This is a genomic window from Azonexus fungiphilus, from assembly GCF_003634965.1.
In the GTDB taxonomy this organism is placed as follows: Bacteria; Pseudomonadota; Gammaproteobacteria; order Burkholderiales; family Rhodocyclaceae; genus Azonexus; species Azonexus fungiphilus.
In genome coordinates this window covers 382,750-407,735 of the sequence record NZ_RBXP01000014.1, presented here as the reverse complement: position 1 = coordinate 407,735, position 24,986 = coordinate 382,750, and the positions used below count along the sequence as shown (strand labels likewise).

General features: G+C 67.5%; 23 protein-coding genes. 14 read left to right on the top strand and 9 right to left on the bottom strand.

What is annotated here, in order from left to right; translation table 11 throughout:
- Window positions 1-24: 24 nt before the first annotated feature.
- Window positions 25-864, bottom strand: coding sequence for a 16S rRNA (cytidine(1402)-2'-O)-methyltransferase (gene rsmI, locus DFR40_RS09485; protein ID WP_121458224.1), 840 nt, complete (start codon window positions 862-864; stop codon window positions 25-27).
- A gap of 9 nt (window positions 865-873) precedes the next feature.
- On the opposite strand from rsmI, the gene DFR40_RS09480 reads away from it, so the two are divergent.
- Genes DFR40_RS09480 through rfaE2 form a run of 7 tightly spaced genes read left to right on the top strand, consistent with a single transcriptional unit; the run spans window position 874 to window position 5,528 of the window.
- A complete protein-coding gene (locus tag DFR40_RS09480; RefSeq protein ID WP_121458223.1) occupies window positions 874-1,236 on the top strand; it encodes a YraN family protein in 363 nt (120 codons plus the stop codon).
- The gene (locus DFR40_RS09475) at window positions 1,214-1,579 is read left to right on the top strand and encodes an HIRAN domain-containing protein (RefSeq protein ID WP_121458222.1); all 366 of its coding nucleotides are present in this window, start codon (window positions 1,214-1,216) and stop codon (window positions 1,577-1,579) included. Before DFR40_RS09480 ends, DFR40_RS09475 begins: the two co-directional genes overlap by 23 nt.
- Window positions 1,580-1,618: 39 nt before the next feature.
- Complete coding sequence (locus DFR40_RS09470; RefSeq protein WP_121458221.1) at window positions 1,619-2,209, top strand: phosphoheptose isomerase; 591 nt, start codon at window positions 1,619-1,621, stop codon at window positions 2,207-2,209.
- A 1-nt stretch (window position 2,210) separates the two neighbouring features.
- The gene (locus DFR40_RS09465; protein WP_121458220.1) at window positions 2,211-2,870 is read left to right on the top strand and encodes a BON domain-containing protein; all 660 of its coding nucleotides are present in this window, start codon (window positions 2,211-2,213) and stop codon (window positions 2,868-2,870) included.
- Window positions 2,871-2,903: 33 nt separating this feature from the next.
- Window positions 2,904-3,287 carry a DUF6394 family protein gene (locus tag DFR40_RS09460; protein WP_121458219.1) on the top strand — a complete coding sequence of 128 codons (384 nt, stop codon included), beginning with the start codon at window positions 2,904-2,906 and terminating at the stop codon, window positions 3,285-3,287.
- Between the two features lie 13 nt (window positions 3,288-3,300).
- A complete protein-coding gene (locus tag DFR40_RS09455; RefSeq protein WP_245985653.1) occupies window positions 3,301-4,998 on the top strand; it encodes a potassium channel family protein in 1,698 nt (565 codons plus the stop codon).
- 41 nt (window positions 4,999-5,039) lie between these two features.
- Window positions 5,040-5,528 carry a D-glycero-beta-D-manno-heptose 1-phosphate adenylyltransferase gene (rfaE2, locus tag DFR40_RS09450; RefSeq protein ID WP_121458218.1) on the top strand — a complete coding sequence of 163 codons (489 nt, stop codon included), beginning with the start codon at window positions 5,040-5,042 and terminating at the stop codon, window positions 5,526-5,528.
- An 11-nt stretch (window positions 5,529-5,539) separates the two neighbouring features.
- On the opposite strand, the gene DFR40_RS09445 is transcribed toward rfaE2, so the two are convergent.
- The 4 genes from DFR40_RS09445 to DFR40_RS09430 all read right to left on the bottom strand — a co-directional run bounded on the left by DFR40_RS09445 (window position 5,540) and on the right by DFR40_RS09430 (window position 9,362).
- Window positions 5,540-6,664, bottom strand: coding sequence for an ABC transporter substrate-binding protein (locus tag DFR40_RS09445; RefSeq protein WP_121458217.1), 1,125 nt, complete (start codon window positions 6,662-6,664; stop codon window positions 5,540-5,542).
- Between the two features lie 144 nt (window positions 6,665-6,808).
- Window positions 6,809-7,657 carry an HDOD domain-containing protein gene (locus tag DFR40_RS09440; protein WP_121458216.1) on the bottom strand — a complete coding sequence of 283 codons (849 nt, stop codon included), beginning with the start codon at window positions 7,655-7,657 and terminating at the stop codon, window positions 6,809-6,811.
- Window positions 7,658-7,679: 22 nt separating this feature from the next.
- A complete protein-coding gene (ssb, locus tag DFR40_RS09435) occupies window positions 7,680-8,147 on the bottom strand; it encodes a single-stranded DNA-binding protein (protein ID WP_121458215.1) in 468 nt (155 codons plus the stop codon).
- A 12-nt stretch (window positions 8,148-8,159) separates the two neighbouring features.
- Window positions 8,160-9,362: an MFS transporter gene (locus DFR40_RS09430; protein WP_121458214.1), complete on the bottom strand. Its 1,203-nt coding sequence runs from the start codon at window positions 9,360-9,362 to the stop codon at window positions 8,160-8,162.
- A gap of 154 nt (window positions 9,363-9,516) precedes the next feature.
- On the opposite strand from DFR40_RS09430, the gene DFR40_RS09425 reads away from it, so the two are divergent.
- The 3 genes from DFR40_RS09425 to DFR40_RS09415 all read left to right on the top strand — a co-directional run bounded on the left by DFR40_RS09425 (window position 9,517) and on the right by DFR40_RS09415 (window position 13,382).
- On the top strand, window positions 9,517-10,089 hold the full coding sequence (locus DFR40_RS09425) for a L,D-transpeptidase Cds6 family protein (RefSeq protein WP_121458213.1): 573 nt from the start codon (window positions 9,517-9,519) through the stop codon (window positions 10,087-10,089).
- Window positions 10,090-10,185: 96 nt separating this feature from the next.
- On the top strand, window positions 10,186-13,011 hold the full coding sequence (uvrA, locus tag DFR40_RS09420; RefSeq protein WP_121458212.1) for an excinuclease ABC subunit UvrA: 2,826 nt from the start codon (window positions 10,186-10,188) through the stop codon (window positions 13,009-13,011).
- On the top strand, window positions 13,008-13,382 hold the full coding sequence (locus DFR40_RS09415) for a diacylglycerol kinase (RefSeq protein ID WP_121458211.1): 375 nt from the start codon (window positions 13,008-13,010) through the stop codon (window positions 13,380-13,382). Before uvrA ends, DFR40_RS09415 begins: the two co-directional genes overlap by 4 nt.
- Before the next feature lie 148 nt (window positions 13,383-13,530).
- Here DFR40_RS09415 and DFR40_RS16990 read toward each other — a convergent pair whose 3' ends face one another.
- The 4 genes from DFR40_RS16990 to DFR40_RS09395 form a co-directional block, all read right to left on the bottom strand.
- The gene (locus DFR40_RS16990) at window positions 13,531-14,349 is read right to left on the bottom strand and encodes a hypothetical protein (RefSeq protein ID WP_147431307.1); all 819 of its coding nucleotides are present in this window, start codon (window positions 14,347-14,349) and stop codon (window positions 13,531-13,533) included.
- Window positions 14,350-14,417: 68 nt separating this feature from the next.
- A complete protein-coding gene (locus tag DFR40_RS09405; protein WP_121458209.1) occupies window positions 14,418-15,032 on the bottom strand; it encodes a DUF6630 family protein in 615 nt (204 codons plus the stop codon).
- A 283-nt stretch (window positions 15,033-15,315) separates the two neighbouring features.
- Entirely contained in the window at window positions 15,316-18,657 is a 3,342-nt protein-coding gene (locus DFR40_RS09400) for a UvrD-helicase domain-containing protein (RefSeq protein WP_121458208.1), read from the bottom strand.
- On the bottom strand, window positions 18,644-19,528 hold the full coding sequence (locus DFR40_RS09395) for an SPOR domain-containing protein (protein WP_121458207.1): 885 nt from the start codon (window positions 19,526-19,528) through the stop codon (window positions 18,644-18,646). The genes DFR40_RS09400 and DFR40_RS09395 overlap by 14 nt, the downstream gene beginning before the upstream one ends.
- Window positions 19,529-19,685: 157 nt before the next feature.
- Here DFR40_RS09395 and DFR40_RS09390 point away from each other — a divergent pair, with 157 nt between their 5' ends.
- The 4 genes from DFR40_RS09390 to DFR40_RS09375 all read left to right on the top strand — a co-directional run bounded on the left by DFR40_RS09390 (window position 19,686) and on the right by DFR40_RS09375 (window position 24,968).
- The gene (locus DFR40_RS09390) at window positions 19,686-20,999 is read left to right on the top strand and encodes a DUF3422 family protein (protein ID WP_121458206.1); all 1,314 of its coding nucleotides are present in this window, start codon (window positions 19,686-19,688) and stop codon (window positions 20,997-20,999) included.
- 80 nt (window positions 21,000-21,079) lie between these two features.
- Window positions 21,080-22,012, top strand: a complete 933-nt coding sequence (locus tag DFR40_RS09385; protein ID WP_121458205.1) for a phosphoribosylaminoimidazolesuccinocarboxamide synthase — start codon at window positions 21,080-21,082, stop codon at window positions 22,010-22,012.
- Window positions 22,013-22,083: 71 nt separating this feature from the next.
- Window positions 22,084-22,851, top strand: a complete 768-nt coding sequence (locus DFR40_RS09380; protein WP_121458204.1) for a DUF2189 domain-containing protein — start codon at window positions 22,084-22,086, stop codon at window positions 22,849-22,851.
- 62 nt (window positions 22,852-22,913) lie between these two features.
- Window positions 22,914-24,968, top strand: a complete 2,055-nt coding sequence (locus tag DFR40_RS09375) for a M3 family metallopeptidase (RefSeq protein ID WP_211329767.1) — start codon at window positions 22,914-22,916, stop codon at window positions 24,966-24,968.
- Window positions 24,969-24,986 lie beyond the last annotated feature (18 nt).

Here is a 24,986-nt window from a genome sequence, read left to right as displayed (position 1 = left end):
TCTCTCGCGTGAATTTCCCGGATTTTAACTTTTCAGCGCCAGTGCGCGCTCGTACAGGGCGTTCTTCGCCTCGCCGCTGATCGCCGCCGCCAGCTTGGCCGCCTGCTTGGTCCCCAGGCCTTCGTCGAGGAGCAGGCGCAGGATGCGTTCACCCTCACCGCCAGCGTCGCCGGGTGGCGCACCGGAAACGATCAGCACGAACTCGCCGCGCTGGCGGTTGGGGTCGGCCTGGAACCAGTCGACCGCGACGGTCAACGGCAGGGAATCGATGTTTTCGAAGAGCTTGGTCAGTTCGCGGGCGACCACCAGCGTGCGTTCGCCGAATACGGCAGCCATGTCGGCGACGGTATCGAGGACGCGGTGCGGTGCTTCGTAGAAGACCAGCGCGCAGGCATGGCCGGCGAGCTCGGCGAGCGCCTGCCGGCGCTGGCCGGCCTTGCTCGGCAGGAAGCCGTGGAACAGGAAGTGCTCGTCGGCCAGGCCGGCGGCCGACAGCGCCGTCGTCGCCGCACAGGCGCCGGGCAGCGGCACGACCTTGCAGCCGGCAGCGCGGACGGCGGCGACGATGCGCGCGCCGGGATCGGAAATCCCCGGGGTGCCGGCATCCGAGACCAGGGCGACGGCCTCGCCGGCGCGCAGCTTGTCGACGATGCGCGCGGCGGCTTCGTGTTCGTTGTGCTGGTGCGCCGGCAAGGTCTTCGCCCGGGCGCCGAGCTGCTTGAGCAGCGGCGCGCTGTGCCGGGTGTCCTCGCAGGCGACCCAGGGCACGCTGCGCAGGACATCCTCGGCGCGCCGGGTCAGGTCGCCGAGGTTTCCCAGCGGCGTCGGCACGACGTACAATGCCGCAATCAATTCATTTGTCATTTTCCGGCGATGCAGGCAAAGACCAACGATACCACCGTGGCGCGCGGTCGCGAAGCCGAGACGCGGGCGGCAGCGCATCTCGAAAAATGCGGCCTGCGCCTGGTCGACCGTAATTTCCGCGTGCGCGGCGGCGAAATCGACCTGATCATGCGCGACGGGCGGACGCTGGTTTTCGTCGAGGTCCGCCAGCGCAGCCGCGGCGATTTCGGCGGCGCCGGCGCCAGCATCACCGCCGCCAAGCAGCGCCGCATCGTCCTTGCCGCCCGCCACTGGCTGGCCCGCCACGGTGACTGCGCCTGCCGCTTCGACTGTCTGCTGATCGACGACGAACGCCTGGAATGGCTGCGCGATGCGTTTGCTGGCGACGCTTAGCCTGCTCGCCTGGCTCGGCAACGCCGCCGCCCAGTCGCTGCAGCTGCTGATCCAGACGATGCCGCTGGCCGGCAGCCAGTACTACGCGCTCGCCGAGGTGCGCCCCCGGATGCGCACCGGCGACGCATTGACGCTGCACCGCGAAACGGACAACCGGCACGACCGGCTGGCCGTCCGCGTCGACTGGCAGGGCCGCCCGATCGGCTACCTGCCGCGCGCCGGCAACCGCGTGCTGGCTGCCGCGCTCGAGCGCGGCGAGCGGCTGCGGGCACGCGTCGGCGCCCTCGCCGACGATCCCGATCCCTGGCGGCGCGTCGTCGTCGAGGTCTATCTCGAGCTGTGATGTAGAATCATGGGCCGTCCCTCTTCAGGATTCCGCTTCATGGATTTGATTGCCCGCGTCGCCCAGCATTTCGAGGACAGCGCCCAGACCAAGCTCAACGCCGTCGATGCAATGTCGGCGCCGATCGCCGCCGCGATCGAGACGATGACCGGCTGCCTGCTCAACGGCGGCAAGATCCTGGCCTGCGGCAACGGCGGCTCGGCCGCCGACGCCCAGCACTTCGCCGCCGAACTGGTCGGCCGTTTCGAGGCCGAACGCCAGGAACTGGCGGCGGTCGCGCTGTCGACCGACAGCTCGATCCTGACCGCGGTCGGCAACGACTACGGCTTCGCCCACATCTTCTCCAAGCAGGTGCGCGCTCTCGGCCATGCCGGCGACGTGCTGCTGGCGATCTCGACCTCGGGCAACTCGGGCAACGTCATCGAAGCGATCCGCGCCGCCCACGAGCACGACATGACGGTGATCGCCCTGACCGGCAAGGGCGGCGGCGAAATCGGCGAACTTCTGCGCGATGCCGACATCAATCTCTGTGTCCCCGCCGACCGCACCGCCCGCATCCAGGAAACCCACCTGCTGATCATCCACTGCCTGTGCGACGGCATCGATGCACTGCTACTTGGAGTCGAATGACATGAACAAGCGCCTCAGCCTTTCCCTGCTCCTCATCGCCCTCGCCGTCCCGACGCTGCAGGGCTGCTTCCCGGCCGTCGTCGCCGGCGCCGCGGTCGGCGTCATGAGCATCCACGACCGCCGCTCGACCGGCACCCAGACCGACGACGAATCGACCGAATGGAAGGCCGCCGGCCGCATCCCGGCCGAGTACAAGGCCGCCTCGCGGGTCAGCTTCACCTCCTACAACCGCCGCCTGCTGATCACCGGCGAAGTGCCCAACGAAACCGCCCGCGCCACCATCGAAGCCGAAGCACGCAAGCTCGACGGCGTCCGCGAGGTGTACAACGAGACCGTGATCGCCGCCGCCTCGTCGCTGGGCGCGCGCAGCAACGACTCGTTCATCGATTCCAAGGTCAAGGCGCGCCTGGTCGACAGCAACCAGATCTCGGCCAACCACGTCAAGGTCGTCACCGACCGCGGCGTCGTGCATCTGATGGGCCTGGTCAACGAGCGCGAAGCGCGGGTCGCGGTCAGCGTCGCCCGCACCACGGCCGGCGTCAAGAAGGTGGTCAACCTGCTCGAAGTGCTCTCCGACGACGACATCCGCCGCCTCGACGAACAGGCGCTGGGTGCCCGCAAGGCGCCGGCCAACCAGGCGGCGCCGGTCGAAAAACGCTGATTCTTGACGGTCGACCGTGACAGGACGGTAAAAATGAATCTCGAAAAAGTCGTTTTCGGTTTCTTCATCGTCCTCGCGGCGACCCTCAACTTCGGCTTCTTCATCGGCGACATCGACCGCCCCGAGCTGCACCACGTCTATGAACTGGCGGCGGCGCTGGTGGTCAGCCTGATCGCCACCGCGCTCAAGTTCGGCGACCGCACCCAGATCGGCGCCATCCACCTGGCCACCAGCCTGGTCGCCGACCTGCAGCTGATCGCCGCCGCCGTCACCTGGGCCGTCGCCGTCCATGTCACCGGCGAAGGCATGACCGCCTCGGTCACCTCGAGCGTCGTCTCGCTGTCCGGCGGCGCGCTGTTCGCCAATATCGTCTCGGTCGTCCTGCTCATCGTCGAAACCGTGATGCTGCGCCGCTGACGCGGAGCCGACGGTGGTCAACAGCACCTTCTTCCTGGTCCTGCGGCGCATGCGCGCGCCGATCATTGCGCTGATCGTCATCTACGCGATCTCGGTCTGCGGCCTGACGCTGGTTCCCGGCGTCGACGCCGACGGCCGCCCGGCACCGCCGCTGTCCTTCTTCCACGCCTTCTATTTCATCAGCTACACGGCGACGACCATCGGCTTCGGCGAGATTCCGGGCGCCTTCTCGGACGCCCAGCGGATGTGGGTGATCGTCTGCATCTACCTGTCGGTGGTCGGCTGGTCGTACTCGGTGATCACGCTGATCGCGCTGCTCCAGGACAAGGGCTTCCAGAACACCCTCACCGCCGGCCGCTTCGCCCGCCGCGTCCGCCGCCTCAAGGCGCCGTTCTACCTGGTCTGCGGCTGCGGCGAGACGGGCAGCCTGATCTGCCGCAACTTCGACCGCAGCGGCCAGGCCTTCGTCGTCCTCGAGAAGGACGAACTGCGCGTCGAGGAGCTCGACCTGCTCGACTTCAAGACCGACACCCCGGCGCTGGCCGCCGACGCCAGCCTGCCCGACAACCTGCTGCTGGCCGGCCTGCAGCACCCGAAATGCCGCGGCGTGCTGGCGGTGACCAATGACGAGCAGGCCAACCTGGTGATCGCCATCGCCGTCCGCCTGCTCGCCCCCAAGCTGCCGGTCATCGCCCGCGCGCGCAGTCCGGCGGTGGCCGCCAACATGGCCTCGTTCGGCACCGACCACATCATCAATCCGTTCACCCGCTTCGCCGACCACCTGGCGCTGGCGATCGCCGCGCCGGAGCGTTTCCGCCTGGTCGAACTGCTGACCAGCCTGCCCGGCTCGCCGATCCCGGCGGCGCACCGGCCGCCGCACGGCCACTGGATCCTCTGCGGCTACGGCCGCTTCGGCCAGGCCCTGGCGACGCGCCTGCAGGCCACCGGCATCACCCTGAGCATCGTCGACCCGACCGCCACCGACGCCGACGGCCGCCTGGCCGGCGACGGCACCGAGGCCGAAACGCTGCGCCGGGCGGGCATCGCCGACGCCGTCGGCATCATCGCCGGCAGCGACAACGACGTGAACAACCTGTCGATTGCCGTCACCGCCAGCGAACTCAAGCCCGAACTGTTCGTCGTCACGCGCCAGAACCACGCCGCCAACAGCGCGCTGTTCCAGGCCTACGCGCCGGAATTCGCCATGGTGCCGAGCCACATCGTCGCCCACGAGAGCATCGCCATCCTGACCACGCCGCTGCTCGCACGCTTTCTCGAAAGCCTGGGCAAAGCCGGCGAAAATGACTGCCGCAGCCTGGTCGACCGTCTGCAGGGCATCGGCGACGGGCTGACGCCGACCGTCTGGAGCATCCGCCTGAATGCCACGGAAGCGCCGGCGGCACGCCAGGCGCTGATGCACGCCGGCAGCTTCCGTCTCGGCCAGATCCTCTGCGATGCCAGCGAACGCAGCCGCCAGCTGCCGCTGCTGGTCCTGCTGATCGACCGCAGCGACCGCCTGCACCTGCTGCCCGACGACGATTTCGAACTCGCCGCCGGCGACCACCTGCTCCTCGCCGGCCCGCTGGCCGCTCGCCGCCGCCTTGAACTGACGTTGCAGAACGCCAACGAACTCGACTACGTGCTCGACGGCGAAACCGCGCCGGCCGGCCTGCTCTGGCGCACCCTGGCGAAATCCGGGAAACCCCGCTGACACGGTACAATGGCGGCCCGCCGCCGATTCCCGATGCCGCCATGGATTACGCCCCGCCTGCCTTCGAAAGCAAAATCTGCCCGCCCGGGCAGTTGACCGTCAGTGCCGCCGCGCTGGCCCGGCCGCTGGTGTTCACCAACGGCTGCTTCGACATCCTGCATCGCGGCCATGTCACCTACCTGGCGCAGGCCGCGGCGCTTGGCGCCAGCCTGGTCGTCGCGCTCAACAGCGACGCCTCGGTCAAGCGCCTGGGCAAGGGCGACGACCGCCCGGTCAACGCCCTGGCCGACCGCCTGGCGGTGATGGCGGCGCTCGAGTGCGTCAGCCTGGTCACCTGGTTCGACGAGGACACCCCGCTCCAGCGCATCCTCGACTGCCGCCCCGAGATTCTGGTCAAGGGCGGCGACTGGCCGGTGGACAAGATCGTCGGCTGCAGCGAGGTGCGTGGCTGGGGCGGCAGCGTCCATTCGATCCCCTTCATCCACCAGAAATCGACGACGGCGCTGCTCGAGAAGATCCGCCGCCTGTAGGCGGCGCCGGCTTACTGGACGACCTGGCCGCCGCGCCCGAGCATCGCGAAATCGACGTAGTTCGAGCCGGTGCGGTCGCTGGCCGAGAAATCGAGGCTGTAGCCGCCGAGATCGAGCTTGCGCGTCGCCGCCATCGCCTTGCCGGCCTCGGGGCCGCTGCTGGCGCCCTTGCGCAGCGCCGCGACCAGCGCCTTGGCGGCGATGAAGCCCTCCATCGAGCGGGCACCGAGATCGGCCTGCTTGCCCTGCGCCTTCAGCCGGGCATACTCGCGCACCAGCGGCAGCACCGAGCGGCTTTCCGGCGGCACCACCTGCGAGAAGGCGAAGCCGCGCGCGACCTCCGGACCGAGCTTGTCGAGCAGGACCTGCGAGTCGATGATCGAGAGGCCGTAGATCGTCGCGAAGCCGCCGCGTTCGCGGTACTGGCGAACGAATTCGACGGCCGCCAGGGTCGTCGCACCGAGGAAGATCGACGCCGGGTTGGCCTTCAGCATCGCCTCGACGGCGCCTTCGACCTTGGTCGAATTGCGCTCGTAGCCGGCACGCGCGACCAGTTCGATGCCCCACTTGCCGGCCTCGGCATCGGCGCCGGCGAGCACGTCGTCGCCCAGCGCATCCTTCTGGTAGACCAGGCCGACGCGCTTCTGGCCGACCTGGCCGAGCTGCTGGAAGAGACGGGCGATCTCGGCCCGGTAACCGGCCTTGACGATGAAGATCGACGGCTTGCCGGTGACCGAACTGGCACCGGAAACGGCGCCGACCAGCGGCGTGCCGCTGCGCGCCAGGGCGCCGTCGCGGACCAGCGCCTCGACGTTGTTGGTGCCGACGCTGCCGACGAAGGCGACCGGCGCCTCGCGCTCCAGACTCTCGCGGACGAGACGGACAGTGGTTTCGGGATTCTGGCCGTCGTCGCGGCTGACGAAACGGATCGGCGTGCCATTGACGCCGCCGCCGGCATTGACGTGATCGAAATAGAGGCGGGCGCCGGCGCCGATGGCGCGACCGGTGACGCCCTGCGGCCCGCTCAGCGGCGCGATCTGGACGACGAGCAGTTCCTTGGCGGCAAAAGCCGGCGTCAGCGCGGCGAAGGCGAACAATGCGGCGGCGAGGCGCGCAATACGGGAATGGGCGGCCATGGGATTTCCTGGGGTTTTTCCGCGATTTCGGCGGTCGACCGTGAACACGGCCGGCACGATGCAATACCGATCGATTATCCATGCCGGCCGGCCCCGGCCAATTGCGGAAAACACCTAGCCGGGCCGACCCCGGCCGTCGGCCGCTCAGGCGCCGAGCGCGGCCTTCAGCGAGGCGACCTCTTCCTCGGACTCGGCGATGATGCCGGCCAGCGTTTCGGCATCGAACAGGCTGTCGAGCACCGAGGTGTCGACGGCGCAGGCGAATTCCGGATCGCGCCAGCAGGAACTGCGGTTGGCGATCTTGTTGGCGACGTAGAGGACGTCGGACAGGGTCTTGATTTCCTTGATTTCGCGCGGGTTCTCGTGCTCCTGCACGGCCCCCAGCACCGACTCCGGCGAGCCGAGCGCCGAGAGCAGCGCGTGGCCGATGTTGTCGTGCCAGTCGACCAGCAAGGCGTGCAGCTCGGCCTTGTCGGCGACCAGTTCCGGGAAGCCGGCGGCGCGCGACATCAGGTAGAAGACGCCGATGTCGTGCACCAGGCCGGTGAACATCGCCTCGTCGCCGTTGATCTTGGCGATCTTGCGCGCCAGCACCCGGGCCAGCGCCGCGACGTGCGCGGTGTGCTCCCACAGGCGCTTGGAAATGCCCTCGAAGGGCTGCATCTGCTTCGACTTGAGCAACTGCTCCATGGCCACGGCAAAGGACACCGTGCGCACCGCCTCCATGCCGACGCGGATGATGCCGTTCTTGACGTCGGCGATCTCGCGACCGGACGGATTGAGCGCCACCGAGTTGGCCATGCGGATGATCTTGGTGCTCATCAGCGGCTCGGCGCCGACCAGCTTGGCCAGCTGGTCGACGTTGAGGTTCGGGTCCTTCAGCGCCGTCCGCACCTGGAAGGTGATGTCGAGAAAGGTCGGAAAGGTGATCTCGTCGCCGGACAAGTCCTTGGCGATGTCCTCGAGAATCCTGAAGGTCACCGGTTTGCTCATGTCGCTAGCCTCGCAGGCGTTTTTAGAACGGGATGTCGTCGCCGAGGTCGTCGAAGGAAGGCTTCGGCTTGTTCTTCGGCGGCGCCGGCGCGTAGTCGGCCGGCTCGTCGTAACCACCGCCGCCGCCCCCTTGCGAAGCCGGCGCACCCATGCCCTGGCGCGAGCCGAGCATCTGCATTTCGGTGCATTCGATTTCGGTGGTGTAGCGATCCTGGCCGTCCTTGTCCTGCCACTTGCGCGTCTTGATCCGCCCTTCCAGATAGACCTGCGAACCCTTGCGCAGGTACTGGCCGGCGATTTCGGCGAGCTTGCGGTAGAAGACCACGCGATGCCATTCGGTGATTTCGCGCTTGTCGCCGGTATTCTTGTCCTTCCAGCTTTCCGTCGTCGCCAGGCGGATGTTGCAGACGGCATCGCCGCTCGCCGTGTAGCGGGTTTCGGGGTCGGCACCGAGATTGCCGACGAGAATCACCTTGTTGACCGAGGCCATCGTTGTCGTCTCCTAGACAGTTTGAACCGCCGGCGCAGCGCGCCGCGGGAATTTCATCGTGCCGGCAACGGCCAGCCAGATCAGGGCGAGCGCGGTGCAGGCGGAAAACACCGCATTATCGCCGAAATGTTGCGCAATGTAGCCGCCCAGCGCGCCGCCGACGAACAGGCCGATCGCCTGGGTGGTGTTGTAGACGCCCAGCGCCGCGCCCTTGGCGGCGGGTGGCGCGGTGCGCGAGACCAGCGACGGCAGCGTCGCCTCGAGAATGTTGAAGGCGACGAAGAAGAGCAGCAGCCACAGGCCGAGCAGCCACAGGCTGTCGCTGGCCAGCGCCAGGCCGAGCTGGACGATGACGGTCAACCCGATCGCGGCGAGGAAAACCGGACGCATCCGGTCCTTCTTCTCGGCGGCGATGATCGCCGGCACCATGAAGGCGAAGGAGACCAGCACGGCCGGCAGATACACCTGCCAGTGCGCGGCCGCCGGCAAGCCGCCGCGGTGCAGCAGGGCCTGCGGCAGGACGACGAACATCGCCATCTGGATCATGTGCAGCGTGCCGATGCCGAGGTTGAGCTTGAGCAGGTCGGGATTGCCCAGCACCTCGCGCAGCGGTAGCGGCGCCTGGCGCGGCGGCGCGGCCACCGGCGGCACGGCCTTGAGCAGCAGGCCGATGGCGGCCAGTGCGAGGACGCCGGTCAGCGTGAACAGGCCGCCCATGCCGACCCAGCCGTAGAGCAGCGGCGCGCCGACCAGCGACAGCGCGAAGACCAGGCCGATCGACGAACCGATCATCGCCATCACCTTGGTCCGGTGTTCCTCGCGCGTCAGGTCGGCGGCCAGCGCCGTCACCGCCGCCGAGATCGCGCCCATGCCCTGGAGCACGCGGCCGGCGATCATCCAGTGCATGTCCGGCGCCCAGGCGGCGACGAAGCTGCCGAGCGCGAAGACGAGCAGGCCGGCGACGATCACCGGCTTGCGCCCGACGCGGTCGGAGGCGATCCCGAAGGGAATCTGGAAGACCGCCTGGGTCAGGCCGTAGGCACCGAGCGCCAGGCCGACCAGGAGCAGGCTGTCGCCACCGGGAATCTGCGCCGCATGCACCGAGAACACCGGCAGGATGAGGAACAGCCCGAGCATGCGCAGGGCGAAGATGGAGGCCAGCGAAACGCCGGTGCGACGCTCCTCGGGGCTCATGCGGTCGGAGGGGGAAGACATGGATCTGGGGATGTGTTGCGTTGCAGCGAAGGCGCCGAGTTTAGCACGCCGTACGCCGGCGCCGGGCCGGCGCAAAGGCCGTCGGCTGCGGTATAGTTGCCGGCATCTTGACGTCATTTTCCGGCCCTGCGCGGGCCGACAGGGAGAAAGAACGATGGACAGCCAGGCACACAAGCTCGGTCGCGCCGCCAGCGCGGCACTGATCGCGGCCAGCGTCGGCGCCGCCGGTTGCGGCCCGCTCGCGGCGAAGGTCTTCGACGCCCCGCCACCGCCGCCGCTCGAGCAGGTCGAAACGGCAGCGCCAGGCGCACCGGTCGCACCGCCGCCGGCCCCTGCCGCCGCCCCGGCCCCGGCACCGACGCTGCCTGTTGCCGCACCGGCAGCCGACGAGTTGCTCGCCTTCCTCGCCGGCTGGCGCGATGCCTGGGCCGGCCGCGACGTCGCCGCCTACCTCCAGCACTACCATCCCGGATTCAAGGGCCAGACGGTCAGCCCGGCGCAGTGGCGCAGCGCCCGCCAGCGCATCATCGGCCGCGCCGGCCAGATCGAACTCGTCCTCGGCCAGCCGGAGATCCGCCGCGAGGGCAGCGACCGCGCCTGGCTCACCTTCGAGCAGCGCTATCGCTCGCAGGCGCTGCGCGACGATGGCATCAAGCAGCTCCAGTTGCGCAAGGTCGACGGCCGCTGGCTGATCGAGCAGGAAGTGTTCACGCCACGCCAGCGCTGAGCGGCGGCGGAAGGCTGTACATTCATACAGCCTTCCGTGCAAAACCCGCCGCTTTTGCGTATAGTTGCCCCTCCCCAAACCACGCAGAAAACGGCGATGGAAACCCTGCGCATCCGCGGCGCCCGCACCCACAATCTGAAGAACATCAACCTCGACCTGCCGCGCGATCAGCTGATCGTGATCACCGGCCTGTCCGGTTCCGGCAAGTCCTCGCTGGCTTTCGACACGCTCTACGCCGAGGGCCAGCGGCGCTACGTCGAATCGTTGTCGGCCTACGCCCGGCAATTCCTGCAGTTGATGGAAAAGCCCGACGTCGACCTGATCGAGGGTTTGAGCCCGGCAATTTCCATCGAGCAGAAGGCAACCAGCCACAACCCGCGCTCGACCGTCGGCACCGTCACCGAGATCCACGACTATCTGCGCCTGCTCTACGCGCGCGCCGGCACGCCCTACTGCCCGGACCACGACAAGCCGCTGGAAGCGCAGACGGTGTCGCAGATGGTCGATCACGTGCTGGCGCTGCCGGCCGAGACCAAGCTGATGATCCTGGCGCCGGTCGTCGCCAACCGCAAGGGCGAGCAGCTCGACCTGTTCGCCGAACTGCGCGCCCAGGGCTTTGCCCGCGTGCGCGTCGACGGCACCGTGTACGAAATCGACGCCGTGCCCAAGCTGGCCAAGTCGCAGAAGCACAACGTCGATGTCGTCGTCGACCGCCTCAAGGTCCGCGACGACATGCGCCAGCGCCTCGCCGAATCCTTCGAGACCGCGCTGCGCCACGCCGAAGGCCGGGCCATCGCGCTGGAGATGGATTCCGGCCAGGAATACCTGTTCTCGGCCAAGTTCGCCTGCCCGGTCTGCTCGTACGCGCTGCAGGAACTGGAACCGCGCCTGTTCTCGTTCAACAACCCGATGGGCGCCTGTCCGAAGTGCGACGGCCTCGGCGTCATCCAGTTCTTCGACCCCAAGCGCGTGGTCACGGCGCCGCACCTGTCGCTGGCCGCCGGCGCGATTCGCGGCTGGGACAAGAAGAACCAGTTCTATTTCCAGATCATCGAATCGCTGGCCGAACACTACGATTTCACGGTCGACACCCCGTTCGAGCAACTTTCAGACGACGTCCGCCAGATCATCCTCTACGGCTCCGGCAGCACCGCCATCAACTTCCGCTACGCCAACGAGAAGGGCACGCGCTTCGACCGCAGCCACAGCTTCGAGGGCATCATCCCCAACCTGGAACGGCGTTACCGGGCGAGCGATTCCAATGCCGTGCGCGAGGAGTTGTCGAAGTACATCAGCAACTCGACCTGCCCGACCTGCAACGGCACCCGCCTGCGCGTCGAGGCCCGCCACGTGCGCGTCGGCGACAAGACGCTGCACGAGATCAGCCGCCTGCCGCTGGGCGAGGCGCGCAATTACTTCAACTGCCTGCAACTGCCCGGCCATAAGGCGCAGATCGCCGACAAGATCCTCAAGGAAATCACCGCCCGGCTGACTTTCCTGATCGACGTCGGCCTCGATTACCTGTGCCTCGAACGCTCGGCCGAAACACTCTCCGGCGGCGAGGCGCAGCGCATCCGCCTGGCCTCGCAGATCGGCTCCGGCCTGACCGGCGTCATGTACGTGCTCGACGAGCCGTCGATCGGCCTGCACCAGCGCGACAACGACCGCCTGCTGCAGACGCTGCGCAACCTGCGCGACATGGGCAACACCGTGCTCGTCGTCGAACACGACGAGGACGCCATCCGCACCGCCGACTACGTCATCGACATCGGCCCCGGCGCCGGCGTCCATGGCGGCTCGGTCGTCGCCGAAGGCACGCCGGCGCAGGTCGCCGCCAACCCGGCCTCGCTGACCGGCGCCTACCTGTCCGGCGTGCGCGAAATCGCGGTGCCGCAGAAACGCCGGCCGGCAAACCCGGACAAGCAACTGCAGGTGGTCGGCGCCTACGGCCACAACCTGCGCGACGTCACGCTGGAGATTCCCGGCGGGCTGTTCACCTGCGTCACCGGCGTCTCCGGTTCGGGCAAGTCGACGCTGATCAACGACACGCTCTACGCCGCGGCCGCCAAACACCTCTACGGCTCGACCACGGAACCGGCGCCGCACAAGGAAATCCTCGGCCTCGACCTGTTCGACAAGGTGATCAACGTCGACCAGTCGCCGATCGGCCGCACGCCGCGCTCCAACCCGGCGACCTACACCGGCCTGCTGACGCCGATCCGCGAACTGTTCTCGCAGGTGCCGGAATCGCGGGCGCGCGGCTACGGCCCCGGCCGCTTCAGCTTCAACGTCAAGGGCGGCCGCTGCGAAGCCTGCCAGGGCGACGGCATGATCAAGGTCGAGATGCACTTCCTGCCCGACATCTACGTCCCCTGCGACGTCTGCCACGGCAAGCGCTACAACCGCGAGACGCTGGAAATCCAGTACAAGGGCAAGAACATCCACGACATCCTGGGCATGACCGTCGAGCAGGCGCGCGAATTCTTCGACCCGGTGCCGGTCGTCGCCCGCAAGCTGCAGACCCTGGTCGATGTCGGCTTGAGTTACATCACCCTCGGCCAGGCGGCGACCACGCTGTCCGGCGGCGAGGCGCAGCGGGTCAAGCTGGCGCTCGAACTCTCGAAGCGCGACACCGGCCGGACGCTGTACATCCTCGACGAACCGACCACCGGCCTGCATTTCGCCGACATCGAACTGTTGCTGAAAGTGCTGCACCGCCTGGCCGACCACGGCAACACCATCGTCGTCATCGAACACAACCTCGACGTGATCAAGACCGCCGACTGGATCGTCGACCTCGGCCCCGAAGGCGGCGGCGGCGGCGGCCGCATCCTGGTCGCCGGCACGCCGGAACAGGTGGCGAAATGCAAGGCCAGCCACACCGGCCGCTTCCTCAAACCCCTGCTGGACAAGAAAAAATGAGCGACTACAAGGAATTCAAGGGCAAGCAGGGCCTCGTCCGGCTGATCAACGCGCTCGGCTACTCGCGCGACGGCCTCGCCGCCGCCTGGAAGAACGAAGCCGCCTTCCGCGAGGAAGTCCTGCTCGCCATCGTCGCCATCCCGCTCGCCGTTTTTCTCGGCGAAACCGGCGTCGACCGTGCACTGCTGATCGGCAGCATCCTGCTCATCCTGATCGTCGAAATCCTCAACTCCGGCCTCGAAGCCATCGTCGACAAGGCCTCGCCGGAAAAGCACGAACTCGCCAAGCAGGCCAAGGACATGGGCAGCGCCGCGGTGCTGCTGTCGCTGATCAACGCCGCCGTGGTCTGGGCCTGCGTCCTCTGGCCCTGACGCAGAACCGGAGCGCGGGCGAACCGCCGCGCGCTTGACCTCGGCGCAGATCGTCGCAAACCGTAGCGACTTGCCAACGCTAGCGGGGAAATGGCGGGTTTCTTACGGTCGACCGTGAAAAGTGCACAAAATTTCTAGGTGTTGCACTTCACGTGTCAATCCGCGCCTCAGCGCAATGCACGCATCGGGTGTGTTGATTGACGTAGATTGTATGGCCGAGGTGTGGATCTCGAATTCGTGCGGGATGCGTGTGGCCGACAAAGTACTGTGGCTCAACCGTGCGTCGAACAACGAGGCAGGGGCTGTGTCCCATTCCTAGCGGACGATTGGAGACGAGTTCACCCCAAGCGGCAAGTACTAGACGAGCCAACGCATCGACCTGAGCCTCTTGCAGATGTTGAATAGGAATATGGAGTTCAAAGATCGTCGGTGTTCCATGCTTGCGGAGGCGCATGCGATAGTCCTCACCGGGCGCCAAGCGGCACAGTGAGGCGGCTAGCGCCATGAGGTACTCGCTGCCTTGAATGAGGTAGTGCCCGCAATGCTCTATGAGTTCACGTTCTTCCAAAACGACCCAGAACCGGCCCCGTTCGCTTTCCTTCCGATCCTTGAGCTCAGCCAAGGCCTCCTGCAACTTCTGTTCCGGCAAGTCCCGGAAGATCGACAGGAACTGCGCTTCGAGAATTTCAGCTGTTTGTCCATGAAGGCCGTAATCGAAATAGCTTTTTAAATCGGCGGGCCGACATCCGTGGAAGGCGCGAATGCGTCCATAGTGGTTTGCAAACGCGGTTAAGAATCGCTCTTCGCCATTTTCTGCCGGTAACCACGCAAAATTATCTGACCAGCACTCCGGTCGAGAACGGGAAATCTTCGCTTGGACCTGTCTTGTGAGAATAGCGGAGGCGTATCTCGGCACCTCAGCTAACCACGTTACGCGGTCAAGCCAATCGAATAGGGCTGCGGACATCGATTCTGAGGCCTAACGGAGCTAACCGGTCCGCGCGGCTTTTCGCGCAGGTCCGGTTGAGCGCCGGGTTAGATATTTGCGCGAGAAAACTCTGCATGATCGTACAGTGTGAGGTGAGCCGCCAACGCAAGCTCCTTGGCGGTAGAGCTTTCCGATGCTCTGACAATTACCGAGCAATACGAATCCGAGTTTGTCTCGAAGTGCAGAAGCGTAAGGTCTCTTTCGGCTAACCAGTCGGACAAGGCCAGTAATGCTTCGGGAACTGAGCGGAATTCCGCTTCGCAATCATGCTCCCAACGCTCACTGATGCCGAATGTGGCCAGAATCTCTGAAGCCTGCCAAACGATTTCCTCGCGTGCCTTGCAATCTAACTGGATAAACACCCATTTTCCACGCCGTTGGCCTTCTTCACCGAACATGACTTCTTCCAACGCACCGAACATGTCTTCGGAGTCATCTAGCGCTCGCTTTGCAACTCGGCACAAGCGCTGACATTCGGTCTTGTTCAATTGGCTCGCTGCAAATTGAAGAAAGCTCTGCAGGTTCTTCTTCCGAAGCGCCAACTCCCTTTTATTCTTGGGATGCAATATCTCCCAGATTTCGTCCTCCGATACATTCGTGTCAATAGGCTCTGCCGGAGTTGTGAGATCTCGATTGAGCAGCTTGCCAAGAAACTTCAGCATCACGAATACCTAACGTTAAATATGCCCCCTAATAGATGAAAAACAATCCAACAAACAGGGCATATGAAAATTTTATTCATATTATTTCAATGACTTGAAGGATTTTAGCGGGGCGTTCCGAACGTGCCTTGTATCGATCGCCCCCGCCGTCTTCGACAGTCAGCTAATGAATGCCCGCCACGCAGGCAGGCAGGAATGACATGAAGATTATCCCGAGTGGATCACCTGATCAACCATTGATCCTCTCGACGCAATCACTTCATCGCTCTCCGATCACGCGGCCTCAATCCAGCGTCACCAGCCGCCCCTGCAGCACGAACCACACCGCCAGCCTGAGCGGCTGCGGCTGGTCGGCGAACAGCGCGGCGTAGCGTTCGAGTTGCGGGCGGAAGCCCTCGGCGCGGGCGGCGAGTTCTTCCGGGGCGGCGCGCACGGTCTTGTAGTCGACGATCCAGCGCACGCCGTCGGCGATGAAAATCCGGTCGATCACGTGGTTGACCGTCAGATCGCCGTCGCGGCTGGTCCACGCCTGTTCGGCGCCGCCGCCGGGATGGTCAGCGAGCAGCCAGCGGCCGGTGTCCGAGGCCAGCGTCGTCTGCAGCGCGCTCAGCGCTTCGTCGGCGCCGGTTTCAGCCTGGGCCGCGTCCAGCCCCTGGGCGCGCAGCCAGCGCCGCCAGCCGTCGACCAGCCCGGGCAGGCGCTCGGCTGGCCAGGCGGCGAGGCCCTGGCGGACGATCAGTTCGAGACAGCGATGCACCAGCGTGCCGACCGCTGCCTCCTGTTGCGCGGCGGTCCCGCCGGCCAGCGCCTCGACACGGTTGGCCGCCGGGCGCGACGGCGGCGCCGCCAGTTCGGCCGGGATCGCCGGCTCGGCCAGGCGCAGCAGCGGCGGCACGAAGGTCGAACCATCCTCGGCCGGGACAAGCTCCGCTGGCGCATCGGCGGCCAGTGCTGCGGCGAAAACGGCCTGGCCGGCGACCGGCCAGAGCAGGCGCAAGAAGCTGCCGGACGGCGGCTGGCGCAGACCGTCGTCGCTCTTGTCGCTGAGTTCGGCGACGCCGACCAGGTGCAGGCGGCGGATCGCCCGGGTGGCGGCGACGTAGAGCAGGCGCTCGGTTTCGTGCGCGGCGCGGGCGTTTTCCAGGCGGCGCAGGGTGTCGTAGACGGTCGGCTCGTCGGCGCGTTCGCCGCGCGCGCGCAGCGGCGCGACGAGCAGGCGCTCGCGGCCGTCGGCACCGAGCACTTCGTCCCAGAGCAGCAGCGGGCTGTCGTTGTTGCCGGTATCGCGATGCAGGCCGGGCACGATCACCGTTTCGAATTCCAGCCCCTTGGCCTTGTGGATGGTCATCATCTGCACCGCGTCGCCGAGCGGATCGGCCGGCGCGTAAAGCTCGCCGACGCGGGCGGCGAGTGTCTCCGGATCGAGGCGGTGGGCGGCGGCGAGCTGTTCGACCAGGGCGAAAAAGGCGTCGACATCGGCCAGCGCCGCCGGTGCTTCCAGGCAGCGCGGGCCGCCGAGCATCAGCCAGACGCCTTCTAGCCAGCGGCGCGGCGGCTGGCGGTCGCGCTCGGCCAGCGCCAGGCCGACAACCGCGCGCAGATGCTGCAGGCGGTGGCGACCGTCGGCGCTGAGCGCGGCCAGCCGCGCCTCGTCGTTGATCAATTGCCAGACGGTGCGCTGACGGTCGTTGCCGGCGAGCGCGTGCAGGTCGGCCAGGGTCAGCCCGCACCACGGCGCGCGCAGGATCGCCAGCCAGTGCACGCGGTCGGCGCGGTGGCTGAGCGCGCGGTAGAGGCTGAGCAGGTCCTGGATGTGCTGGCGCTCGGCCAGGCCTTCGATCTCGACCGCCTGGAAGCGCAGTTCCGGGGCTTGGCGGCGGATCGCCTCGACCAGGCCGTCGAGATGGCGGCGGGCGCGCACCAGCACGGCGATGCGACCCTGCGGGTCGGCCGCCCGGGCGGCGCGGATCAGTTCGAGCGTCAGCGCCGCCTCGGCGGCAGCGCCGTCGCCGCGCTCGAACACCGGGTGCAGGACGACGCCGCTGTCGGCAACCGCCGCCTTGGTCGCCGTCGATTCGGCGTAGCAGACGGCACCGGCGGCCGGGTCGTCGGCGGCCGGAAAAATCGCCGGGAAGGCGCCATTGACCCAATCGACGATGGCCGGGTGGGAGCGGTTGTTGCGGTACAGGCGCAGGTGTTCGAGGCGCAGGTCGCCGATGCCGCGGGCGCGGACGTTGAGGAAGAGCCCGACGTCGGCCTTGCGGAAACGGTAGATCGACTGCATCGGGTCGCCGACGACGAACAGCGTGCGTCCGTCGTCCGGCGTCCAGCCGCGCATCAGCCGGGCGATCAGGGCAACCTGGCCGGGGCTGGTGTCCTGGAACTCGTCGACCAGCAGGTGGCGGATGCGGTAGTCGAGCGCCTGGGCGAGGTCGGTCGGCGCCTCGTCGTCGCCGAGCGCAAGCCCGGCGCGGGCGGCGATCTCGATGAAATCGACTTCGCCGGCCTCCTGGAAGACCAGCCACAACTGGCCGGCGGCGAGCCGCAGCAGACGCGAGAAGTCTTCGACGGTCGACCACTCGGAATCGCTCAAAACCGGCGCCGGCAGGCCGCCGATGCCGGCGAGCGCGGTTTCCAGCCCGGGCACCTCGGCCAGTTCGGCGAGCAGGCCGGCCATCGCCGCTTTCTGCTCGGCGAATTCCTTGCCCGCCGGGAAGCCGACGTTCTTGTTCAGCGCCTTGCGGAAACTGCCGTCGGCGGTCAGCAGCAGGCCGGCCAGCGTGCGCCAGGCGGCGAGGTCGGCGCTCTGCGGGCGCAAAGGCTGCTGCCAGTCGAGCAGCGGCGCCAGCGCTTCCGGCGCGTTGGCGGCGGCGAAACGGGCCAGCGGCATCAGCCGCGCCTGCCAGGCGGCGTCGAGCAGGTCGGCGGCGCGCGCCAGTTCGCGCTCAACCAGCGCGGCGAAACCGGCTTCGACCTCGTCGCGCAGGACGCCGCCGTCGACGCGGGCGGCGTGCTGCAGCCACTGGTCGCGCCGGCCGAGCATGCTCACCAGCAGCCGTTCGAGACGGCCGGCATCGTTGTCCATGAAGGCCAGCGCAGCGGCGACGACGGCGGCGTCGGGCGTGTCGGCTTCGACCATGGCCAGCGTCCGCCGCGCCGCCGTTGCGTAGTGCGCCTCGGCATCGTCGGTGACCGCCGGCTGGGCACCGAAGCGGGAGAGGAAAGGCATCTGCCGGGCCAGGCCGGCGCACAGCGCGTCGAGCGTGGTGACGCGCAAGCGGCCGGGGTGCGCCAGCAGATTCCAGCCCAGCTCGCGATCGCGGGCCAGGACAGCGAGCGCCCACTTGCGCGTTTCGAGCTTGTGCGGCGCCAGTTCGCCGGCGTCGCGAGTGGCTGCTTCGAGGCTGCCGAGGATGCGGTCGCGCATCTCGGTTGCCGCCTTGTTGGTGAAGGTCAGCGCCAGCACCTCTTCCGGCGCATCGACGATGGCCAGCAGGCGCAGCGTGCGCTGGGTCAGCAGCTCGGTCTTGCCGGCGCCGGCCGGCGCTTCGACGATGAAGGAAGCGAGCTCGAGCGCGCGCCGGCGGGCGGCGGCGTCCTCGGCCAGGCAGTCAGCGCAGCTCATTGGACTTTCCCGGCAGTGCCTGCAGCGTCATCCGCGTCTGCGCACGCACATCGCCGAGCCGGCGCGGCCACGGCTTGCCGGCGCGCAGTGCCGGCGGCAGCTCGGCCAACCCGCGGCGAGCCGCGGCGACATCGGCGAAACGCCCGTGCAGCAGGGCGTGCCAGCGCTGGCCGTCGCGTTCGAAAGTGAGCAGCGCCAGCGGCCGCCGCCACGGATGACGGGCGGCAACGGCGCGGACTTCGGCCAGGCTGGTCGAGGCGAAGACCTGGATCGTCGCCGAGTCGGCCGGCGCGGCAAGCCAGGCGGCGCTGGCCGGATCGGCCACCGGCACGGCAGCTGCCGCCAGCGGCGGCGCCGCGGCAACGGCAGGGCTGGCCGGCGCCGGCTCGATGTCACGGGCCGGCGGCACCGGCTCGGCCGCGACCGCCGGCTCGGGGACGAAGCCGAGCGCCACCGCCCGCTGGCGGTAGGCGGCGGCACTTTCGCCGGCCTGCGCGGGGACCAGGCCGGCGGTCAGCAACTCGGCCAGGTTGAACAATGCCGCCGGGTGATCCTGGGCGCCGGCCTGCCGCCACCAGTGGGCCGCGCCGGCATAGTCGGCCTGGAACATGTTGAGGTAGTTGCCGAGGTTGAACTGGGCCTCGGCATGCCCGCCTGCTGCGGCCTTGCGCAGGTAGTCGAGGCCGCGGGCATTGTCACGGTCGACGCCCTCGCCGGCGAAAAAACGCAGCGCCATCCGGTAGTCGGCGCCCGGATCGGCGACCGCATTCAGGCGCGGCGCCTCGCGCTCCGGCGCCCGGCCGAGCCCCTGGGCCAGGATCGGCGCCGGCAGCAGCGCGGCAACGAGGATGAGGGTGCGGGTGATCGGCATCGAAAGCTCTCCGTGGATTCGGCCGGTATTCTAAGGCCGGCTGCCGCCGCAGGCGTGTTTTTGCATGCCCCTGTCTTTTCGCCGGGCGGTCGCGCGCCGGCAAAAAGCCGGTGCTACAATCTGCTGCACCGCAACAATCCCGAGCCCCGAGACGGTCATGCACCCGCGCCTGATACTCGCCGAACTGGAAGAACACCCGCTCCGCCAGCGCCTCAACAACGAATTCCACGCCCGCCCGTCGACCTCGCTGGCTGGCGCCGTGCTCGTCTCGCACCTGGTCTTCAAGCACGCGGCAACGACCGCCGAAGCGGAACGGGCCAACCTGACGAAGCTGTGCCAGGGCCATGTCTGCAACTCGATCGACAGTTCCGACTCGCACCTGATGATCGAAACCGGCGCCTTCCGCATGCGCTGGGAACTGCACACCGAGTTCTCGACCTACACCTTCTACCGCGAACTGACCCCGGGCGAGACGCTGCACCCGGACGTCACCGCCTTCGACGCGGTGCATCCGGAGTGGCTGCGCGGCATCCCGGGCAAGCTGATGGTGGCGACCCATGTCGAATTGCGGTCGACCGCCGAAATCAGCCCGGAATCGGTCCTCGCCGGCCTCTCGCCGAGCGGTCGGGCGCTCGGCGGCGCCCGCGTCGCCGACGACGCGGCCTGGGTGTTCACCGATTTCAAGATCGACAACGGCTTCTCGCGCTTTCTCGTCCTCAACGAGGGCATGACCCAGCGCCAGGCCGGCCGCACCGTGCAGCGCCTGGTCGAGATCGAGACCTACCGGATGATGGCGCTGCTCGGCCTGCCGGTGGCCAAGGAAGTCGGCGCCTGGCTGTACACCGGCGAGAAGAAGCTGGCCGAGCTGATGGAACGCATCGGCGAAGCCAAGAATCCGGAAGACGAGCGCAGCGTCCTCGCCGCACTGTCGGCGCTGGCCGCCGACGTCGAGAACTCGGTCGCCCGCACCACCTTCCGCTTCGGCGCCTCGCGCGCCTACCACGGGCTGGTCGCGCAGCGCATCGAGGAACTGCGCGAGACGCGCATCCCCGGCCTGCCGACGCTCTACGAATTCATGCAGCGCCGCCTGCTGCCGGCGATGAAGACCTGCGAGGCGATCAGCCGCCGCCAGGAAGAACTGTCGGCCCGCGTCGCCCGCAACAGCCAGCTGCTGCGCACCCGCGTCGATATCGAGCTGGAGCGGCAGAACCAGGAACTGCTGACCCAGATGAACAGCCGCGCCAAACTGCAGCTGCGCCTGCAGGAAACGGTCGAAGGCCTGTCGGTGGTGGTGCTCACCTACTACGGCTCGCAGCTGGTGCAATACCTGGCCAAGGGCAGCAAGGACCTGCACCACCTCAACCCGGACATCGTCACCGCGATCTCGATCCCGGTGATCGCCGGGCTGGTCGCCTGGGGCACGCGGCGCATGCGCCGCAAGCTCGCCGCCGAGGCAAGCGGCAGCCACTGAAGCGCCCGGGCGGCACGGCACGGTGCCTTGACCGGCGCGCTCCCTTATAATCGCGCCTTTGATCTTTCGGGACCACGACCGTGACCGCACCGCTCTTCGAATCCTCCATCACCAGCCTGCCGCTCCTGTCCAAGGGCAAGGTCCGCGACATCTACGCGGTCGACGCCGACAAGCTGCTGATCGTCACCACCGACCGCCTGTCGGCCTTCGACGTCATCCTCCCGGACCCGATTCCGAAGAAGGGCGAAGTCCTCCAGGCCGTCGCCAATTTCTGGTTCGACAAGCTCGCTCACATCGTCCCCAACCAGCTCACCGGCGTCGATCCGGAATCGGTGGTGGCCGAAAACGAACGCGAGCAGGTGCGCGGCCGCGCCGTCGTCGTCAAGCGCCTCAAGCCGCTGCCGATCGAAGCCGTGGTCCGCGGTTACGTCATCGGTTCCGGCTGGAAGGATTACCAGCAGACCGGCGCCATCTGCGGCATCGCCCTGCCGGCCGGCCTGAAGATGGCGCAGAAGCTGCCGCAGCCGATCTTCACCCCGGCGACCAAGGCCGAAGTCGGCGACCACGACGAGAACGTCTCCTACGAGCAGGCCGCCGCCAACTGCGACGCAACGCTGGCCGAGGCGCTCAAGGGCACCGGCAAGACCGGCGCGCAACTCTGTGCCGAAGCCCGCGACGCGGCCATCCGCCTCTATGAAGAAGCGGCGGTCTATGCGGCAACGCGCGGCATCATCATTGCCGACACCAAGTTCGAGTTCGGCATCGACGCCGCCGGCACGCTGCACCTGATCGACGAGGCGCTGACCCCGGATTCGTCGCGCTTCTGGCCGGCCGACCAGTACGCCGAAGGCAGCAATCCGCCGTCCTACGACAAGCAGTATGTCCGCGACTACCTGGAAACCCTCGACTGGGGCAAGGTTGCGCCCGGGCCGAAGCTGCCGGCCGAGGTCATCGCCCGGACCAGCGCCAAGTACATCGAGGCCTACGAAAAGCTCACCGGTAAAACACTGTAACAAAGCGCCGGGAACCGTTCCCGGCCGCCGCAGTCCGACGGGTGTGTCTGATTCGACCAAGGAGTCCAGCCATGCACACCGTCTTTTCCGGTCCGGGCGATGCCGCTGTCGGCATCCGCCGCATCGATGCGCGTGCCCCCAGCCGCTGGCTGGAGGCCGCCTGGCAGGACATCCGGCACAACCCCCTGCCCTCGCTGGCCTACGGCCTGCTGTTCGCGCTCGGCGGCGACCTGATCCTGCTCTCGCTGGTCAGCCATCCGCACCTGCTGACCTTCGCCATTTCCGGCTTCTTCCTGGTCGCCCCGCTACTCGCCGGCGGCCTCTACGAACTCAGCCGGGCCCGCGAACAGGGCGAGAAACCGCTGTTCATCGAATCGCTGTGCGCTTTCCGGCGCAACGGCCAGTCGCTGGCGCTGTTCGGCCTGCTGCTGGCGCTGACCGCGCTACTCTGGGAACGCTTCACGGCGATTGCCTTCGCCCTGCTCAGCGGCGGCGGCGCCTTTGCCGGCAGCGCGCTGCTCAGCGAAATCCTGATCGGTGGCGAACACCTGGCCTTCGTCGCCACCTGGAGCATCGTCGGCGCGCTGCTCGCCACCTTCGTCTTTGCACTGGCCGTCGTCTCGGTGCCGATGATCATGGACCGGAACTGCGACCCGGTCTCGGCGATGGCCACCAGCCTGCGCGCCGTCGCCGCCAACCCCGGCCCGCTGGCGCTGTGGGCGGTGCTGATCGTGACACTGACACTGACCGGCTTCGCCACGCTGCTGTTCGGCCTGGTCGTGCTGATGCCGATGCTCGGCCATGCGTCGTGGCATGCTTACCGCGAGCTAGTAGAATAGAACGCTGACGCCAATCACCCGGGGCGGCCACGACCGCCCCTTTTTTCTTTCCCCGGAACGCCATGACCGCCACCAACCCGCTGCTCGACTTCACCGACCTGCCCCGCTTCGACCTGATCCAGCCGGAACACGTCAAGCCGGCGATCACGCAACTGCTGGCCGACGGCCGCGCGCTGGTCGAACGCCTGACCGATGACGCGACGCCCGCCACCTGGGCCGACTTCGCCGGCGCCCTGAGCGACGGCCTGGAAGGCTTCGGCCGGGCCTGGGGCATCGTCGGCCACCTGCATTCGGTCAACGACGTGCCCGCCTGGCGCGAGGCCTACAACGAGATGCTGCCGGAGGTTTCGCGCTTCTACACCGAACTCGGCCAGAACCTGAAACTGTTCGACAAGTACCGGGCGCTGAAGAAAAGTGCCGAATATTCGACGTTGACCGTCGCACAGCGGCGCATCGTCGACAACGAGGTGCGCGATTTCCGCCTCGGCGGCGCCGAACTGCCGGAAGACCAGAAGCCGCGCTTCCAGGCGATCATGGAAGAACTGTCGCAGATCGCCGCCAGGTTCTCGGAAAACCTGCTCGACGCGACCAACGCCTTCGCCGAGATCGTCAGCGACGAAAGCCTGCTCGCCGGCCTGCCCGAGTACGCGAAGGACGCCGCCCGCGAAGCCGCCGAGAAGGCCGGTGTCGCCGGCTGGAAATTCACGCTGCACGCGCCCTCTTACGGTCCACTGATGCAATACGCCGAAAACCGCGAGCTGCGCCAGCGCATGTACCACGCCTACGCGACGCGCGCCGCCGAGATCGACAACGGCTACTCCAAGCCGGAATGGGACAACGGCCCGCTGATCAAGCGCCTGCTCGAACTCAAGGCGGAAGATGCGCAGATGCTCGGCTTCAACAACTTCGCCGAAGTCTCGCTGTACACCAAGATGGCCGACACGCCGGCGCAGGTGCTCGATTTCCTGCGCGACATGGCAAAGAAGGCCAAGCCCTTCGCCGAAAAGGACATCGCCGAACTGAAAGCCTTTGCCAGGGACGAACTCGGCCTGACCGACTTCCAGCCCTGGGACGCCGCCTACGCCTCCGAGAAGCTGATGCAGGCGCGCTACGCCTTCTCCGAGCAGGAAGTGAAGCAGTACTTCACCGAGCCGAAGGTGATCGCCGGCCTGTTTCAGGTCATCGAGAGCCTGTTCACCGTCAAGGTCAAGGAAGACAAGGCGCCGGTGTGGCACGAGGACGTCCGCTTCTACCGCATCGAAACGCCGGCCGGCGAGCTGGTCGGCCAGTTCTACATGGATCTCTACGCCCGCGAGACCAAGCGCGGCGGCGCCTGGATGGACGAGGCGCGCTCGCGCAAGCGTACCGCCGGCGGCATCCAGAAGCCGATCGCCTACCTCAACTGCAACTTCGCGCGCCCGGTCGGCGGCAAACCCGCGACCTTCACGCACGATGAAGTCCAGACCCTGTTCCACGAAACCGGCCACGGCCTGCATCACCTGCTGGCGCGCGGCGAGGAGCTGGGCGTCTCCGGCATCCACGGCGTCGAGTGGGACGCGGTCGAACTGCCCAGCCAGTTTATGGAAAACTACTGCTGGGAATGGGACGTGCTGCAGGGCATGACCGCGCATGTGGACAGCGGCGCACCGCTGCCGCGCGCGCTCTACGACAAGATGCTCGCCGCCAAGAACTTCCAGAGCGGCATGATGACCGTGCGCCAGCTCGAATTCTCGATCTTCGACATGCGCCTGCACTACGAATTCGACCCCAAGGGCCAGTCGACCGTGATGGACCTGCTCGCCGAAGTACGCAACGAAGTCGCCGTGCTGATTCCGCCCGCATGGCACCGCTTCCCGAACAGCTTCTCGCACATCTTCGGCGGCGGCTACGCGGCCGGCTACTACAGCTACAAGTGGGCGGAAGTGCTGTCGGCCGACTGCTACGCCGCCTTCGAGGAAGCCGGCGACCCGTTCGACCCGGTGGTCGGCCAGCGTTTCCTCGACGAAATCCTGTCGCGCGGCGGCGAACGGCCGGCGCTGGAGAACTTCACCGCCTTCCGCGGCCGCGCCCCGAGCCCGGACGCGCTGCTGCGCCACAGCGGCATGATCGCCGCTTGACCATTCCAGGGAGAACCT